Below are 17,298 nucleotides of genomic sequence, written 5' to 3'. Positions count from 1 at the left end.
GGCACAGGCAAATGAATATAAAAGAAAAACAGCAAGTCAAATTACTAAGAGATGAAGGCCTTAGCTATACGCAGATTGCAAACCGTATGGATGTTTCCGTTAATACGATTAAAAGCTACTGCAAACGTAATAGTCTAGGCGTAATCCAGTCTATGAAAACACAGACGGAATTATGTGAATCTTGTTCAAAACCAATTAAGCAAAACACAGGAAGAAAAGTTAAACGTTTCTGCTCTGACGCGTGTAGAAACACGTGGTGGAACAAGCATACACAGTTGGTAAAAAGACAGGCAAACTATGAGTGTGCTTGTCTTAACTGCAAAAATTCTTTTATCTCTTACGGTAATAAAACCAGAAAATACTGCTGCCACGCCTGCTATATAGAACATCGTTTTGGAGGTGAGCATCATGCAAATAAGTAATGATGCTCACGGGCTAAAGGATGTTAAAGCGAGAGCTTGGACAAAAGAGAGTATGCAGGCGGATTTTCGTTTTGAAATAGCCGAAAAACTTACCGTTTCACTCTTTAAAAAAGGGCTTATCAGCGAGCAAGAAAAAGAAAAAATAAGCCGTCTTAACAGGGAAAAATTTCACCCGTTTTACAAGGAATTATTGGGTTAAAAGCTTGATAAACACTGCTTTTAGAGTGATGAATAGTATTAGCTGAAAGTGAGGGGAAATAGTGAAAGAAATAATAAAAATAGACTCTACAATGCGAAAAACTGGTTTTGAGAAAAAGACGCGGGTTGCAGCGTATGCGAGAGTTTCTAGTGATAGTGATGAGCAGCTTCTCAGCTTAGAAGTGCAGAAGGAGCATTACGAAAACTATATTAAGTCTAATCCCTGCTGGGAGTATGCGGGGCTTTACTTTGACGAGGGTATTAGCGGCACGAAAATCGGTAAGCGTGAAAGTCTTAAACAACTGCTTAAAGACTGTCAGAGCGGTCAGATAGACAGGATTATTACAAAGTCTATTAGTAGGCTTGCAAGAAACACGGTTGACTGTCTTGAAATAGTTAGAAAACTTACCGGTCTCGGTATTTATTTGTATTTTGAGAAAGAAAACATTGATACCGAGCATATGAGTTCAGAGCTTATGCTTTCTATCCTGAGTTCTATTGCGCAAAGCGAGTCAAGATCCATCTCGGAAAACAACACGTGGGCAATTCAAAAACGGTTCGAAAACGGAACCTTCGTCATTTCTTGCCCTGCGTATGGGTATAAAAACGAGAATAAGAAAATGATTATAGTTCCCGAGCAAGCCAGGGTAGTAAAAGAAATTTTCAACATGGCTCTTTCCGGCATGGGTGGAGAAGCAATAGCACGAGTATTGACCGATAAAAAGATTCCAACTAAAAAGGGCGGAAGTTGGACTTCAAGTACCGTGAATGCTATTTTGAACAATAAAACATACACAGGGGATGTGATTTTTCAAAAGACATTTACAGACGATAATTTTAACCGTCATAAAAACTGTGGCGAGAAACAACAGTATGTTATTGAAAACCATCACGAGGCTATCATCAGTCATGAAACTTTTAATCTTGTAAAAGAGATTATCGCGTGGAGAAGAAGTGAAAATAACATAGTATGTGGTAGTGGTAAGTACAATAAGCTTTATGCGTTTTCAGCTAAAATTCGTTGTGGTGAGTGTGGAAGCAAGTGTAAAAGACGAATAATTTATCAACATAATAAGGCGTATGGCATATGGGTTTGTATAACGCATCTTGAAGATATTCATGCTTGTTCACAAAAGTCTGTTATGGAAAGTTATCTTAAAATTTCCTTCCTGCAAATGTTAAACAAGTTAAAAGCAGGATACGTTCAAATGTTGACTCCTCTCGTAGAAAGTTTGAGAGGTGTGAATAATAAAGACGGTTTGAACAAAGTTATCGAACTCGAAGAAAAAATAGCTAAATTGCAAGAACAAGAGCAAGTACTCAGTAAGCTTTTCGCCAGTGGCTACATTGAGATGGATTCCTACTATCTGGAAAGCAATCAGCTTAAAACGGAAATAGATACTTGTCTTAAGGAAAAACTTCAGCTTTCTAACAGTTTAAACGGTAACTTAACGCACTTAAACGAGGCGCAAAAACTTCAACGGTTCGTAAGCATCACAGAAGTATTTAGTGAGTTTAAGGATGAGGATTTTCTGGATTTTGTAGACGGCATAGTAGTAAAAAGCAGAACAAGATTTCTTTTTATTTTGAAATGCGGATTGGAATTAGAAGAAGAGGTGAAAGAAACATGACACGCATCCCATATGGTTACCGAATAGTAGACGGTAAAGCGGTTATAGATGAAGTAAAAGCTCAAGAAGTAAGAGAGTTTTTTCGTTTTTATCTTGAATTTAAAAATATTTCTCAAGCTGCTAAAAAATCAGGTATAAAAAGGGCTTGGCCAGTCACGGGCAAAATTCTTAGCAAGAAATTGTATTTAGGAACAGAGTTTTATCCTCAGATTATCGATGAGGATATGTTTAGACAAGTGCAACAAATAAGGCATGAGAATGCTATCAGGAATCATCGTTATAAAGAGCCTAAGTCAATAAAGGAAATTCGGCTTATTACAAGCTACCAGTTAGAAAAGGTAGAAAAGAAATACGATGATCCTTATCGGCAAGCAGTATACGCGTACAGTCAAATCAAGGAGGTGTAAAATGAATGCCAACGTTACAATTATTCCACCAAGAAAAATAGCGGGGAATACGGTAGATAAGCATAAAGATAAGCCGAAGTTAAGAGTAGTAGCGTATTGTCGTGTCAGTACTGACAGTGAAGAACAGGCAACAAGTTATGACACGCAAGTTCAGCATTATACGGATTATATTTCAAGAAATCCTCTCTGGGAGTTTGCCGGTATCTACGCTGATGACGGTATTTCAGGAACTAGCACGAAAAAACGTGTCGGTTTCAACGACATGATCCACGATTGCATGAGTGGCAAAGTAGACATGGTTATCACTAAGTCGATTAGCCGTTTTGCGAGAAACACTATAGACTGTTTAAAGTTTGTTAGGCAGTTGAAAGACAAAAACATCCCGATCATTTTTGAAAAAGAAAACATCAACACCATGGAAGCAAGCGGAGAACTATTGCTTACTATCATGGCTTCTTTAGCTCAACAGGAATCCGCGTCGCTTTCTCAGAATGTGAAGCTTGGACTTAAGTTCCGCTACCAGGAAGGCAAAGTGCAAATCAACCATAACTGGTTTTTAGGATACACAAAAGACGATGAAGGGAATCTCGTAATTCTTGAACAGGAAGCAAAAGTCGTAAGAAGAATTTATAGAGAATATTTAGAAGGAGCAAGCCTTAGAGACATAGCGGAGGGCCTTGAAAAAGACGGCATTAAAAACGGTGCCGGGCATTTAAAATGGCACTTGTCTAATATTAAAACCATCTTGCAAAACGAAAAATATATTGGTGATGCTCTTTTACAAAAAACCATCACGACAGATTTTATTAACCATGTTCGTATAAAAAATGATGGAACAGAACCACAGTATTATGTAAAAGATAGCCACACGCCTATTATTCCAAGAGATATTTTCTTTAAAGTTCAAGAAGAAATGTTAAGACGAGCCAACATGTTTAGCGGTGAGGAGAACAAAAAAAGAAGAGTTTATTCCAGTAAGTACGCTCTATCCAGCTTATGTGTTTGTTCTAAATGCGGGGATGTTTACAGAAGAATTGCTTGGAACAACCGAGGAGTGCATTCTGTTGTCTGGCGTTGTTGCACCAGAGTGGAAAACGGTCCTAGTGCTTGCGATGCTCCGACAGTACAAGAGGAAGAGCTGCAGTCTGCTACAGTGAAAGCCATAAACAAGGTGTTTAGTATACCGGATGAAGTATTGGATACGTTGAAGAATAATATTAGAGAAATTATTGCGGGCAACAACTTAAGCGAGATTGAAACGGTTGATAAAAAAATCGCAGACAAACAAGCGATACTGCTAACCTTGCTTAAAGCTAAAAAAGACTACACGAAAATAGCTGATGAGATTGATGAACTGAAAGGTAAGAAACAGCAGCTTCTTATAGAAAAAGCAGGTCAAGAAGATGCTAAAAGACGAATCAGAGAAATGGAAGATTTTCTGAAAAGTGAACGTCATGATATTAGTGAATATGACGAGAAGCTGGTAAGAAAGTACATCAAGAAAATAAAAGTTTACGAGGACAGGTTCAGCGTAACTTTTAAATCAGAGATTAGTGTGGATATTGAAAGGGCATCGTAAAAGCCAAAAGAATGTGAGCATTTGAAATGTTACAAAAGTCAGCCTAGGGGGAATCATCTCTAGGCTGTTTTTTTGTTTTTATGCTAAAATCAAGCTATTAAGCCAATCTTAAACCTTTTAACGATAGCTTTTCCTATCGTTAAAAAGTGCACCCACTATCCATAGTGTGCACTCAAAAAAGTGTAGCTATACTTGGAGTTCTCTCAATCCACATCGAGACGGTAGCACTTTTGTCCAAACTTGATGTCGATAAGCATATAAATATTGAAATTGAGCTGGATGAGTTTGATTTGACAAGTGCTGAGAGTAAGGCAACATATGCTCAAATCAAAGAATATGTTTGGAATAAATTTGAATTAAAAGTTTCGACATTATATATTGCACAGATAAAAAGGAAATGTGGAATAGAATTACGAGAACATTACAACAAGTCTAAAAAGGAGAAACAAATTATTCCACAGTGTACACCTGAAAAAGAAGAAGCCATTATGAATGCCTTGAGACACTTCAAAATGATTGAATAGAAAAGAATGACAGCATACGACTTTCTGCATTTATTACATTCCTACTTGGTATAGGAACAACTATTATTCTTTTCTTGCAAGGTATCAATTAGAAAATAGGGTCAATATAAAGAATGGTAGGATAATATCTATATATAAACCATGGAGGTAGGCATATGAGGTCTTATGAAAGTAAGGAAGAATTAAAGAATGAGATAAAGAAAACTTTTGAAAAATATATTTCAGAGTTTGACAATATACCAGAAGAACTAAAAGATAAAAGACTAGAAGAAGTTGATAGGACACCAGCAGAAAATCTTGCCTATCAAGTAGGCTGGACGACTTTAGTATTAAAATGGGAAGAAGATGAGAAAAAAGGTATAGATGTTAAAACACCATCAGATAAATTCAAGTGGAATCAACTTGGAGAATTATATCAATGGTTTACAGATACCTATGCCCATAAATCTCTATATGAACTAAAAGAACAACTAACAGAAAATGTAAAAAAAATTTATCTTATGATAGATGAATTAACAGATGAAGAATTATTTAAACCACATATGAGAAAATGGGCAGATGAAGCAACCAAAACTGCTACTTGGGAAGTATATAAATTTATTCATGTAAATACAGTAGCGCCATTTGGAACATTTAGGACTAAGATTAGGAAATGGAAGAAATTAGTTCTATAGATAGAAAAGTATAAATAAGTTTACTTAGGAGGATTTTATGGCAGTTGCAAATATCAAAGTTACATTAAATTGCCCAATAGGAAAGGTCGAGTTTACCTTCCTTGATGGGATCGTAATGAAAATAGACAAGTAAATAACGGATATACAATATATAAAGGCTAGTCAATATAGATTTTTTCTTGTATAATTAGCACAAGAAAAATTAGCATAAAAGGTTGACAAGCCATGAAAAGACTGACAAAATCCTTGACAGACAGACAGACAGACAGACAGACAGACAGACAGACAGACAGACAGACAGACAGACAGACAGTGTAGTTCTGTCTCTTTTCACATAGAATTTTTTAATTGGCAGAAATATATACCTGATGGATAGGTATGTGTTTCTGCCTATTTTTATGCAATTTTTCAAAACAATAAAAAGAACATTATTGGATTAATAAGGAGGAAAATATGAAAACATTAGTAAAAAAGACAATGGGTTTATTGATGGCTACATTAGTAGCATTTGGTGTAATGGCTGGAACTACACAGGCATTTGCGGCTGAAGGACAACTTGTATATAAAGTTGATAGTCAATTAAATGTAAGCGGATCCTTTTTCTTAAAGAAAATTACAGGAACCGTTGATGTGAGTAAGACTGTAACTGCATCTCCAGTCACTCCAATTGAAGGGCAAAAAGACTCTTATGCAGGTACTATAAGCGCAAGCGTGGAAGCTGCTGACCTTTTTGAAGGAGCCTACAAAGTATATGAGAAAGAAATAAAAGGACAAGGTTTTGGACCTTGGAAATTTGAAAATATAATCATGTCCAGAGAAGGCGAAAAGTTCCCTATTGCTCAGTATACGGTAAAATTCCCTTCTAACTTCCACGTTGATAAGACGGGAATTAAAGCTACGGAAAATTCATCTGCTATCAGTGGTATTGAGGCTGAATATGTAGAAAAGGATAATTCAGTTGTTATCACTATTCAATTAGGAAATTGGAATGATTATCAAGAATTCTTTAAGCTTGTAGAAAGTGAACGTAATCAAACTGGGCATGAAATTAACGTAAATATCCCATATACCGTAGAAGGAAAAGAAGAATTACTTGGAACTATAACTGGTTCAGGAATTTGCCAATTATACAAATTTGGCAATCACCCAGTTAGTGATCCAATCGTTAACATTACCTCCCCATTAAAGTCACTTGAAATCAAGAGACCGTAGGAGGCTTTGTATGAAATTACTAAAAAATTTGGCTGTAACGATAGTATCAGCTACATTGATTGCATCAGCAGCATTTGTGTCACCAGTGTTTGCCGCGGATGATAGCGAACCGCTTCCATATTTAATTAAGGATTTGTCGGCTGCTGCACCTGAATATTTGACCGATAGTGCGCTAAAGAATACGTATTGGGTTGATGTGGAAAAGAAAGAGATAACCGATGGTTTTACAGGGAAAACTTATTATGGGGTATTTCCTAAGTATTTAACCTCTCCAAGTAAAACAGCGATTGCTGATTTTCCATTTAACTCTTTAGACGGCATGACTAGTACTCCAAATGCGGGGATAGTGAATAGCTCTAATACGTATTGGTTCTTGCCTGGAATGAACTTTGAAGAAAGATATGGTTATCTCGCAGGGCAAGATACGGCAGAAGGAGATACGAAACCAGGACAACATCCTACAAACCCTATTGAAAAGCGTGTCAACCCATTTGGTTTTGGGGAAAATGATTTATTAACTCAAGCTGAAATTAAAAAGCCAGTTGATAACCTTAAAGTATACGGCGATCTAAAGCTCAAGGATGCAACGGATTCCAAAGCGGTTGGTGAGCTACAGCCTGGGGATAAACTGAATCTTGATTTTTCAGTTAGTATCCCATGGTTTAAGCGTTATCTCAATGGTTGGACGCTAAACTATACAAGACTTGGTGGCATGAATGACGCTGATGTTGCGAAATTCCACAATAGCTACGGTAAGGTTGATGCAGAGTTTGCTTTTACGTTAGATATTCCAGATGGTGTAGAAGTAGCTAAGGATGCATCTGCTACAATTAGCGGAATTAAGGGGTTTTCTCCAAGTGTAACAAAAACAAATGATGGTAAAACACTCATTGTTACATTGAAGAAAGATAATGCTGCAACGACTCAAAAATGGCAAGACATTATTAACGAAGTTAAGAATGTAGATACTAGCAATATCATGATTTCAGTAACTGGTCTATCTGTGAAAAAGACAGTTATTGAAGGTAAGAAATATAGAATTCGTGGAACGGTGTCTGGTTTCTATGATTTTGCTAATTCTTCCACAGAGAATTTTGTGAAAGCAACAACTGCAAGAGAGAATAACTGTGCTAATCGCAATTATTTCTTCTTTGCAGCTGAACAAGACGCGAGTGGGCTTGATAATAATGGTGAAGAAAATAAGCCTAAACAAATCTCTTATTCTTTCCAAGTGAAGAAGCCTGCTCAAAGCACGGTTACATTCAAGGACGGCGATAAGACGCATGCAACGGTGAAAGTGGAAACCGGTAAGGCTATTGATACTGATGCGTTGACTAATGAGTCTATGCCGAAGGATCCAACAAAGGCAGGTTATACTTTCAAGGAGTGGAATACGAAGGAAAATGGTAAGGGTGAGACGTTTACGGGAGCAAGCGTAGTTAATGGCGATATGACTGTATATGCCATTTATACAAAAGATTCTGTGCCGACACCGGATCCAACTCCAAATCCTCCAGCTCCGACACCGAATCCACCAGCACCTACACCGAATCCAACTCCAAATCCGCCTACGCCGGAACTGAAGCCACAGCCTGAGACACCGGCTCCTAAGCCGCAGTCTGAAAAGCGTATTGGCATGATTCCTAAGACAGGCGAATCGGCGTCGTTTGCAGGATTGCTCGCAGCGCTTGGTTTCTCGATTGCCGGACTTGCAATTCTTCGTAAGAAGAAAATGATGGAAGAAAATAAAAATAAGTAGGCACTGCTTGTTTTAAGTAACTAACATTGTTGATTGTCAGATGGCTCTAGCGATATGTTAGAGCCATCTTTTTGTATGCTATTTTTTAAGTGTTATTTGAGATGTAAGCTTTCTTATTCTCAATAAGAAATAATATGATGCTCCAAGCTAAGGTTTCAGAGTTCCAAGGTTAAAGTTTCAGGATTCCTATAAATAGTTTCAGAGTTTAATGATGAGGTTTCAGAGTTCAAGGTCAAGGTTTCATTGTATCCAACACGTAATGAAACTAGATATGACTTTACAGGAAATGATACAAAGTTTAGTGGCTGTTGCTTAAAAGAACACTGTAAATAAGGGTTTATTGTAGGCTGGCTAAGCAGAAGAACGTGAATGAAGGTCTGGCGTGAATTGACGCTAGACTTTTACTTTTTAGGGGTGTCTTTTTTTGCTTTTAGGGGTGTTCTTTTGAGAATTGACATGTGAATAATATCTGTTTGATTTAAATTAAAACAATCCGCGTTGCGTGGTAATTCATCAAATGTTTAAAACTATTTTATTCATTTGACCTGCTAATATACTCGAATTACTTATTGACAAAAGAATTAAAATTAGTTAATCTATACAAGGATGAAAGGGGATGTGAATATGCGTTTTATAGGTTCTAAAGCAGCATTGCTTGGGGAAATAGAGAATATGATTTTAGAAAACATTCCCGATGGTGCGTCTACGTTCTTAGACCTGTTTGCGGGCACAAATGTTGTAGGAAGTTATTTTAAAGATCGATATACAGTCTATTCCAACGATTTATTATATTTTAGCTATGTTAACGCAAAGGCAACCATAGAAAATAACAAAGAACTAATGTTTAATGGTTTAAAAAAAATTGGTATTGACTCTGTGTTGGATTATCTTTCAAGTAGTGCTGAAGAATATGCTCTAACAGATAAAGTAGGCTACTATGAAGCAAATTACACACCTACTGGCAATGCCATGTATTTAACCGCTGATAATGGCAAAAGGATTGATTTCATTCGAGATGAAATTGATAATTGGTATTCATCAAGCTTAATTAATAAGGCAGAATATTATTATTTAATATCGGTACTCATAAACGCCATTCCGTATGTAAGTAATATAACAGGTACGTATGGTGCTTATCTCAAGCACTGGGATAAACGAGCTCTTAATTCATTAAACTTAGAACCTATTGAGGTTCTTAACAACAACAAAGATAATAAGTCTTTTAATGAAGATGCAAATCAACTTATTAAAAAAGTTTCTGCAGATATCACATATATAGACACACCATACAATACTAGACAATATGCTTCTAATTATCATTTGCTAGAAAATGTTGCTCTCAACCAAAAGCCAGAGCTTAAAGGTAAAACCAGATTGTTTAATTGGTCTAAAAATAAAAGTAGGTTTGCAATTAAGACAGAGGCTTTATCTGCACTGAAGGATTTAATAAACAATATAGACACAAACCATATAATACTTAGCTATAATACAGACGGAATAATTAGCGAAGAACAACTAGAAGATGTGTTAAAAAATGCCTCTGTAGATGGTAAAGTTGTCACAAAACGGATTCCATATAGAAAATATGTATCTAAAATAGCATCAAAAAATTCTGATGTAAGTGAGTTACTTTTTTATATTAGGAAGAAAAATATTGAGACTAAAAAAACAATAAATGTAAAGATGGAAAAGAAGGGTTGTAGCATCTGGAAAACCAGCAAAAAAGAGTATATTAAAAGTCCGCTTAATTATATCGGTGGAAAATATAGGATTCTAAATCAAATTATGCCATTATTCCCTAAAGATATTAAAACCTTTGTTGATTTATTTAGCGGAGGTGGAAATGTCGGTATTAACGTAAAAGCGGAAAAGTATTTCTTCAATGACATGAATTATAAGATAAATGAAATGTTTAGATATTTTTCCAAAGAGGATCCCGAGAGCTTGATTTTATCTATAAAAAAACGTATAGGTGAATATAAACTTAGTAAGGAAAATGAGCTGGGGTATCTTTCTTTTAGGAAAGCATATAATTCTGAGCCAAACCCTCTTGATTTATATGTGCTTACTTCATTTAGTTATAATTACCAACTAAGATTTAATAACTCCATGGAATTTAATAATCCATTTGGAAGAAATAGAAGTTCATTTAGTTCTAATATGGAAGAAAATCTAAAAAGATTCATAGGCAGGCTAAAACAAATCGACGCAACATTTACAGATGATTATTTCTCAGATTTTAATATTACTGAGCTTACAAAAAAAGATTTTGTTTATTTAGATCCGCCTTACTTAATTACTACTGGAAATTACAACGATGGTAATAGAGGTTTCTTAAACTGGAGTGATACGCAGGAACAAGAGATGTACAAGCTAATGGATAAATTGAGCAAAAAGGGTGTCAAATTTGCTTTAAGTAATGTTTTGTCGCATAAGGGTAAAATTAATAATTTACTATTGGACTATATAAAAACACACAATGTATGTGTTAATCATTTAAAGTGTTCTTATAACAATTCTTCCTATAATTCTAGGGGAACTGGTAGCGAAGAAGTGCTAATAACTAACTATGATCCTTTAACCTATAGAATGTTATAAAAAATGAGACTTTTTGACCTATATCCCAACTTTTTCGATCATTTAAGGAAACTAATTAGAAAGGTAAATCCCATACTACTTATTGCAGTATGGGATTTACCTTTTACCAGGCTATTTCCTTATTTTTAAAGTATGAAGGAATTTGGCCTATCCCGAGCAATCCAGCTTTTACTTTATATGCACCAATAAGAAGTTGTTCGACATTAAGAGCACCGCCACACGTATTAGTTCGGTTATAAGTTGCAAGTAATTGATCATCAAATTTACCTACAAACTTACTAGAAACCCAAAGAAAATAAAACGCGGTAGAAGGAATACTTGAGTTAAAATTTTTCCACCATTCAACTGAATTTCTAGTAATACTACGCTGCTGATTGTCTTCGATATAACGAACCATTTCATCTTCCTGAGATATAGATTTGCTGTATCCATTACCATATGCCTTTGTGTCGATGATGATTCCAAAATGGCTGGTTTGTGCAATGGCATCCGGTTTTCTTCCTCCACCTAGATGCATTGCATCCAGCCCATAAACATTCTTAAATAAATCCGCTGTAAGTATCTCAAAATCTCTGTTTCGACTACTGTCATAAGCTATATCTAACAGCTCAATATATTTCATTGAAAGCCCTGTTAGCTTCAAGAACTTAGCCTTTACAGCATCAGCTGCTTTATCCTTAAGTTCAGCTGTAAGATCAAGATTAGGAATGCTAAAATCAAAGAAATCATCTTTTAGATTAACAACATTACCGTTATCTTCTATTCTTATTCCAAAATTATTTAAACCGTGTATATCATTTCTTATTATTTCAATATCATCATTAAAACCTAAAGTTCTTAGCGAATTTATGAGAGAACTAAAAGATTTTGTTGTTTTAAGAAATTGTAGAATATATGCTCTACGAGAACGAACATAATTCTTATTCTTGCCATCTACTGCAAGGAATTCCCACGTCAGGAATTTTTTAACACGATTGTTTTTAGAACTTCCATTAGCCTGATTTAATGCATGAATTCCCCGAGCTGTTATAGAATAATTCTGAAATCCAGCCTTTTCTCCATTATCTGTTTTAACAGTAGTAGCTTGTTTAGTAACATAACCAACTTTTTCTAGCCAATTACAGATCATCCTTGCGTATTTGTCACTTGTACCCTCTATGTCTGATTTGATTTTCTTTTGTTCTTCAATTGATCCAGTGACAAACCAGTCTTTCATTAGAGCTTCATCATATGATGTGAATCCTTTCTCGCCACTAAATCCCAGCTGTTTACCAATATAAAACTTAGTTACGGGTACTTTTGCCTTTTCTAAAATATTTAGCACCTGAGAAGCGGGAGGATAACTCAATAGCGCTTTTCTAAGAATGTCTTGTTCTGTATTGCTTTTCGATGGTGAAGCAGAAAATTTTAGACCTAAATCAGTTATTTTACACAAATCAGTTTCTCTGTCATGTTTTACAAAATTTAAGCTAAGTGCCCACCGCAAATATCCATCTGCAGTCCAGTTATCTGTCCACATTTTTCCTGTTGTTTTTGATGATTGAGGTAGAATGGTAACTTGTATTAAACCATCAGCAATAGCCTCTTTTCGATTTTTGGCGGGATTGCCAGACGCGTTTTTGGATGTTCCTACTAGTTCTGTATAACTAAATTCATTAGAGTGGTTGTTTAGTTTTTGTAAAAGTTGATTTTTAATTCTCTGCAATGGAATATAGTTTGGAACAAGATTATGTGTTAAATTTGCATAGTGCAAGGATTTAGGGTCAAAAATTTGGACTACCAGCTTGAGTTTATCAAAATCTGAAGGGTTTTGAACCCAACCATATGTTCTAATAATCATCTAAAATCTCCTTATTCTTCCACGTTTTCCATGATATCTTCCAGTTTACAGTCCAATGCTTCGCAAATTTTGATGAGAACTTCAGTGGTGACGTTTTCACCTTTGCCAAGTTTGGCAATTGTTGATGAGCTGATTTTTGCAACATTTTGCAAATCAGCTCTGTTCATGTTTTTATCTATTAGTAGTTTCCATAGTCGGTTATAGATTATCTTCATTTTTTTGTTCCTCTCATTTAGCTTTTATTCATCATCATTTCGTAGTGCTGACTTTGGTTCATAAGAGTAAAAATCTTCTTAAATGTTTCTTTTGTTTGTGAAACATCCACACAGTCGTCTACGTAGTTGATTCCGTCAGTTATGCCAAACGATGATTTCGTTTGTATGTAGGACAGCATTGCGGATGCCAACTGGTATGCCGAATAGTCGTTATTACCGTTTTCGTCTGTGCAGATAAACTTCTCTTTGTTTTGTTTGAGAATTACATCTCTTAGCGTTGTTCCGTCATAACCACATAGCTGAAGGAAGTAATATTCCAGTATTCTTCTTATGACATTCATAAGAGGAATCGGTGCGTCTAATATTCTATACTCTTCCCATAGTGCCGCATAGGAGTTTTGTACTGGATTGTAGTTCATCATTTCCGATGGAATCTCAGGGTTTTGTTTTTCGCAAAGACGGATTGATGATTTGTTGTCATTCTTGGATATTAGATAGAAGTTTACAAACTGGTAGTCTTTCACTCTGTCGTAGGTTATTTCTTGATGGAAATAAGTGTTATGAGTGAGTATGAATAATTGTTTTATATACCTGTCTTTTAAGTACGCGTCAGTAGGATGTACGTTGTTTTCGCAGACGCATATCATTTCGCGGATTAATGCACTGACTATAAATAGAGTACTGCTGTCCATACTGGAAACCGGGTCGTCAATGATTACGATTTTGTCAGTGTTTTTCTCGTCTGGAGTGTCACTGCCTTTAATTTGATGGTAGAAGTAGAGGAATGCTATGAAGTTCTTTTCGCCTTCACTGAGGTTTGAAGCTATAGAGCCGTCATTGCGAATCACCTCATAGACGTTAGCTGTACTAGCTTTTTCTCGTAGATAGAATCCTTGGAATCCTGAATCTTTTAATAGTTGGTTTATACTTTCAACGGTATCCCTGGTGTTTACCGTATTTTTAAGTAGGATTGAAATTTGGCTACCTATATTCTTAATTACTGAAGTGTTAGTCTGCAATTGACTGTCAATTTGTCCCAGCTCTTTTGTAATCGTATCAAGACTTGTTTTATAAGCCTTTATTTCATCTTTTAGCATATAAGATATGAGTTCCCATACTTGTTTTTTGCATTCTTGCTGTTTAGCCGGTTTGGTTGAAACGATAGCGTTATGCTCATCGATTGATTGGTTGAACTTTTCAATCATATCTACTAGTTCATCAAGTAAAGGTTTTGTTGCTTCCAGTTCGTATGCTATGGCATAATCCTGCTGTTTTTTAGCAATAAGCTCTAAGTTACTGGCAATGACACCTTTTAATGCACTTAACTTATCTTTATATATGGCTATTTCAGCGTCAGGAATATTGGATTCCGGCATCTTTGATATTGGAACAAAGAGAGTGTTTGCCGAGTCTTTATACTCTGCTTGTAGGTTTGTGATTGCTTGTGTTTCTTTCTCGAACTGTTCATCAAAGCATGCTTTTATATCATCTTCAAAATTAGAAGGTAGTTGTTGTTGGCAAAAAGGGCATTTACCATTAGAAACAGAATGATAGTGAGCCATTCCTTGCTTTACCCAAGCAGTGTTGTTCATGGCTTTGATGAAATTGGCGAAAGGCGTATCTGAGCTACTTATAATCTTTTTCTCAATCAAATCCAAATTAGCAATATTATCTAATACAGCAGTATCCTTGATAACAGAGAATTTTTGCAACGCTACAGCATTCTTAGAATATGCAGTATCGTATAGGTTTTTAAGCTGAGACAAATCATGGTTAACTGCATTATAGTCTTGGAGTACTTCTTCTGCGAAAGTACTCTTTTTTAGTTTTCCCGTAATTGTTTGTTTAAAATCGTTTCTAATTGTTTGAGTTTTAGACCAACAGTTTTCTTCGAAAGATGCCTGTATTTTTATACATTCATCTTTCTTATTGTTTTTAGCGGCGGATAGTTGGCAATTTTCTTCTGATAATTTTTCTTTTTGATTGGTCAAATCATTAATTTGGTTTTGAATCTGAATATTTTCTTCATTGAAAGTGAAAACACCAGGTAGATTATCGTAGTTTGCAAGATTAGCTTTGATGTAATCGGCATTATAAACATATAGCTTACAATCTTGTGATGCTGTATTGTTCGACCACGTAATACCACTGCTGTTTTTTAAAGTTTCAGCAATGGTGGATTTACCAGATCCATTATTCCCGTAGAAGAAATTAATAAAAGTAGGGGTAATCGTTACAGGATTGAGTTTGTAAGTAGCACCATCAATATGTAGAGATTGAATACTGGCTGGTATTTTTTTCATAAAGATACCTCCTAAAAAATAGAATCCTTAAAATCTATTTTTGCTTCTGTTAATTCCTCAATGAGATTGACAGGTTTAATAGCCCAATGAGAGTGATTGAGTTCAGTTATAGCTACATCCATGCTTTGGATACCTAAATCAAAAGCAACTTCACTAATCTTTTTTAGCGGGATTGGTTTTTTATCCTCAAATTTGCATTTCAGAACAATCTCGCATGAGTCTTTTCTAATTTTTTCTATTATTCCAACGTACCCATATTGATCGTCTGAAGCTTTGCCATAATAATCTTTGGCTTCAGGTACTACAAGAATTGGAAATCGCTGAATCTCTTTAATTGCGTCAACGGATAAATAGGCATACTTGTCTCGTAGTTCATCTTCTGTATAAAAGGCTTCTATGGCTCTTTTCTTATCTACCTTTACAAAAACACTATCAATAACAGAACTGCCTACAACAAGATTATAGTAATCATACATTAAACCATCAGTAGGCGTAGCTATTCCTTTATCTAGAGTGGGAACTGTTGGATAAGGTGTAATAGTTATATGCTCTACATGATTTATGTTGTAGAGTTTGTTTGCATGTTGACTTATTTTGCCTGTGTCAGGCAACGGATTAGCGATGATTTTTTCTAATTCATTTCCCATACAGACACCTCTAATCTAAATGATCTACATGTTCGATGTTGTAGATTTTATCCGCATACTGATTAACAATTTTAGGGTTGTTAATAGTCTGAGTTATTTGTTTAGGTGACTGTTCTTCCTCATCACTTATATCATCAGCCTCAACGACAGGTATATCTGTCTCTGGGTTAAAAAATTCATTATCTTCTTTCATGTCTAGAGTTTTGCTGCACTCAGCAACTTTTTCATTATTATAAACAGGCATTTCAAACCTTGTAATCTCGATATTTTGAGTAATTGTTGTGCCTATATCCTCATTAATCAATTTCCATTTACCGTTGGTGCTGCTTTGTTTGTACCAAGCTTCAAATGTAGAACGTCCAAGTGTATTATCTTTTCTCTTCTGCAAAATATAATCCCATATGCTAACTAGAAAGCAATCTATGCTTATTTGAGTAACTTCATTAAGTTGCTCTTTTTTTATTGCTTTTTCAACAGAAATGTCAAACTCGGTATCAGAAGCAATTGTTGAGTCTTGCATAATTGTTTCCATTAAAGCTTTAACAAGCCAAATATGTCGTGACTCAGACAGGAAATTGTTTACTAGATCTTTCATACTTTCATAAACATTTGGATCTTTAGAGGTAACTCTAGTGTGCAATGAGGTAACTTTAGCCACATTGTCAAAGTCAAGATATGTGGATTTGCTTATAAGGCATCGTTTATAGTCGCTGGTGTTTTTCTTAAATGTATCCCCCGTCGGAATAAACGAGTCCCCAATAGTTAAGGTAATCAGTGAAGCCATCAAATTAGTGTCACTGTATAAGTCTTTATAGCCATTATGTTTTGCACGAGCAGTTATTTTTTGTTTTGTTGATTCAGTAAGCAGGTTAAATAAGATTCCACCACTGAGATACGGAATATTAACCGATATGTTTTTTATTGAAGTCATCTTAAATAACCCCCTTGTTGAAAAATAGTAACTCTCTTCCTCCTTAGTAACTCTAATCAGCCTACACATACAACGCGGTCAACTATAGGTTAGAGATTGAAAGATACGAGCTATGCAAATATTCAAAGTCTTTCACGCATATTTTATCAAAAAAGTTTGGTTTTTAATAGACCGAACTAAAGGAAAAAGATGCGTATTGAAAGTCTTTTAATGCAAAAGCATTCTTGTTCTTTCTAAACGCGAGGCATCAGCCTCAAGCCGTCTACACAAGTATGCCTACTTGATCAACAGGATTATTCAGAGCTTGTGTAGAACAACTTAATAATGTCAGCGGTCTTACTGAATGAGGCAGCTGCAA

The 17,298-nt window shown here is 35.5% G+C and carries 15 protein-coding genes; 10 read left to right on the top strand and 5 right to left on the bottom strand.

Annotation, left to right across the window (positions count from 1 at the left end):
* The first annotated feature begins 11 nt into the window (after positions 1-11).
* The 10 genes from HXT40_RS04885 (at position 12) to HXT40_RS04840 (ending at position 11,004) form a co-directional block, all read left to right on the top strand.
* Positions 12-422 carry a helix-turn-helix domain-containing protein gene (locus HXT40_RS04885; protein WP_004117910.1) on the top strand — a complete coding sequence of 137 codons (411 nt, stop codon included), beginning with the start codon at positions 12-14 and terminating at the stop codon, positions 420-422.
* Entirely contained in the window at positions 409-621 is a 213-nt protein-coding gene (locus tag HXT40_RS04880; RefSeq protein WP_004117908.1) for an SHOCT domain-containing protein, read from the top strand. The genes HXT40_RS04885 and HXT40_RS04880 overlap by 14 nt, the downstream gene beginning before the upstream one ends.
* A gap of 61 nt (positions 622-682) precedes the next feature.
* On the top strand, positions 683-2,251 hold the full coding sequence (locus tag HXT40_RS04875; RefSeq protein WP_421777185.1) for a recombinase family protein: 1,569 nt from the start codon (positions 683-685) through the stop codon (positions 2,249-2,251).
* Entirely contained in the window at positions 2,248-2,658 is a 411-nt protein-coding gene (locus HXT40_RS04870) for a DNA recombinase (protein WP_421777184.1), read from the top strand. Before HXT40_RS04875 ends, HXT40_RS04870 begins: the two co-directional genes overlap by 4 nt.
* A gap of 1 nt (position 2,659) precedes the next feature.
* Complete coding sequence (locus HXT40_RS04865) at positions 2,660-4,237, top strand: recombinase family protein (protein WP_421777183.1); 1,578 nt, start codon at positions 2,660-2,662, stop codon at positions 4,235-4,237.
* 230 nt (positions 4,238-4,467) lie between these two features.
* On the top strand, positions 4,468-4,761 hold the full coding sequence (locus HXT40_RS04860; protein ID WP_219620829.1) for a hypothetical protein: 294 nt from the start codon (positions 4,468-4,470) through the stop codon (positions 4,759-4,761).
* A gap of 155 nt (positions 4,762-4,916) precedes the next feature.
* Positions 4,917-5,435, top strand: a complete 519-nt coding sequence (locus tag HXT40_RS04855; RefSeq protein ID WP_010248268.1) for a ClbS/DfsB family four-helix bundle protein — start codon at positions 4,917-4,919, stop codon at positions 5,433-5,435.
* Positions 5,436-5,888: 453 nt separating this feature from the next.
* Positions 5,889-6,647: a hypothetical protein gene (locus tag HXT40_RS04850; protein ID WP_064340703.1), complete on the top strand. Its 759-nt coding sequence runs from the start codon at positions 5,889-5,891 to the stop codon at positions 6,645-6,647.
* A gap of 10 nt (positions 6,648-6,657) precedes the next feature.
* The gene (locus HXT40_RS04845; RefSeq protein ID WP_416083527.1) at positions 6,658-8,406 is read left to right on the top strand and encodes an InlB B-repeat-containing protein; all 1,749 of its coding nucleotides are present in this window, start codon (positions 6,658-6,660) and stop codon (positions 8,404-8,406) included.
* Between the two features lie 624 nt (positions 8,407-9,030).
* Positions 9,031-11,004 (top strand): Dam family site-specific DNA-(adenine-N6)-methyltransferase, encoded by a 1,974-nt coding sequence (locus tag HXT40_RS04840; RefSeq protein ID WP_421777340.1) that lies wholly within the window; start codon positions 9,031-9,033, stop codon positions 11,002-11,004.
* 103 nt (positions 11,005-11,107) lie between these two features.
* Here the strand turns inward: HXT40_RS04840 and HXT40_RS04835 are convergent, their stop codons facing one another.
* The 5 genes from HXT40_RS04835 to HXT40_RS04815 are packed head-to-tail and all read right to left on the bottom strand — an operon-like array spanning position 11,108 to position 16,940.
* The gene (locus HXT40_RS04835; protein WP_101888628.1) at positions 11,108-12,844 is read right to left on the bottom strand and encodes a restriction endonuclease FokI C-terminal domain-containing protein; all 1,737 of its coding nucleotides are present in this window, start codon (positions 12,842-12,844) and stop codon (positions 11,108-11,110) included.
* A gap of 11 nt (positions 12,845-12,855) precedes the next feature.
* A complete protein-coding gene (locus tag HXT40_RS04830; RefSeq protein ID WP_101888629.1) occupies positions 12,856-13,059 on the bottom strand; it encodes a helix-turn-helix domain-containing protein in 204 nt (67 codons plus the stop codon).
* A 17-nt stretch (positions 13,060-13,076) separates the two neighbouring features.
* Positions 13,077-15,362: an AAA family ATPase gene (locus tag HXT40_RS04825; RefSeq protein WP_101888630.1), complete on the bottom strand. Its 2,286-nt coding sequence runs from the start codon at positions 15,360-15,362 to the stop codon at positions 13,077-13,079.
* A gap of 11 nt (positions 15,363-15,373) precedes the next feature.
* The gene (locus HXT40_RS04820; RefSeq protein WP_065189567.1) at positions 15,374-16,009 is read right to left on the bottom strand and encodes a hypothetical protein; all 636 of its coding nucleotides are present in this window, start codon (positions 16,007-16,009) and stop codon (positions 15,374-15,376) included.
* A 10-nt stretch (positions 16,010-16,019) separates the two neighbouring features.
* On the bottom strand, positions 16,020-16,940 hold the full coding sequence (locus tag HXT40_RS04815) for a hypothetical protein (RefSeq protein ID WP_065189566.1): 921 nt from the start codon (positions 16,938-16,940) through the stop codon (positions 16,020-16,022).
* Positions 16,941-17,298: the final 358 nt, after the last annotated feature.

This window comes from Gardnerella sp. DNF01180P, assembly GCF_049244205.1.
Classification (GTDB): Bacteria; Actinomycetota; Actinomycetes; order Actinomycetales; family Bifidobacteriaceae; genus Bifidobacterium; species Bifidobacterium swidsinskii.
Note: the sequence above shows the minus strand (reverse complement) of the source record. Positions and strands in the feature narration are given on the sequence as shown.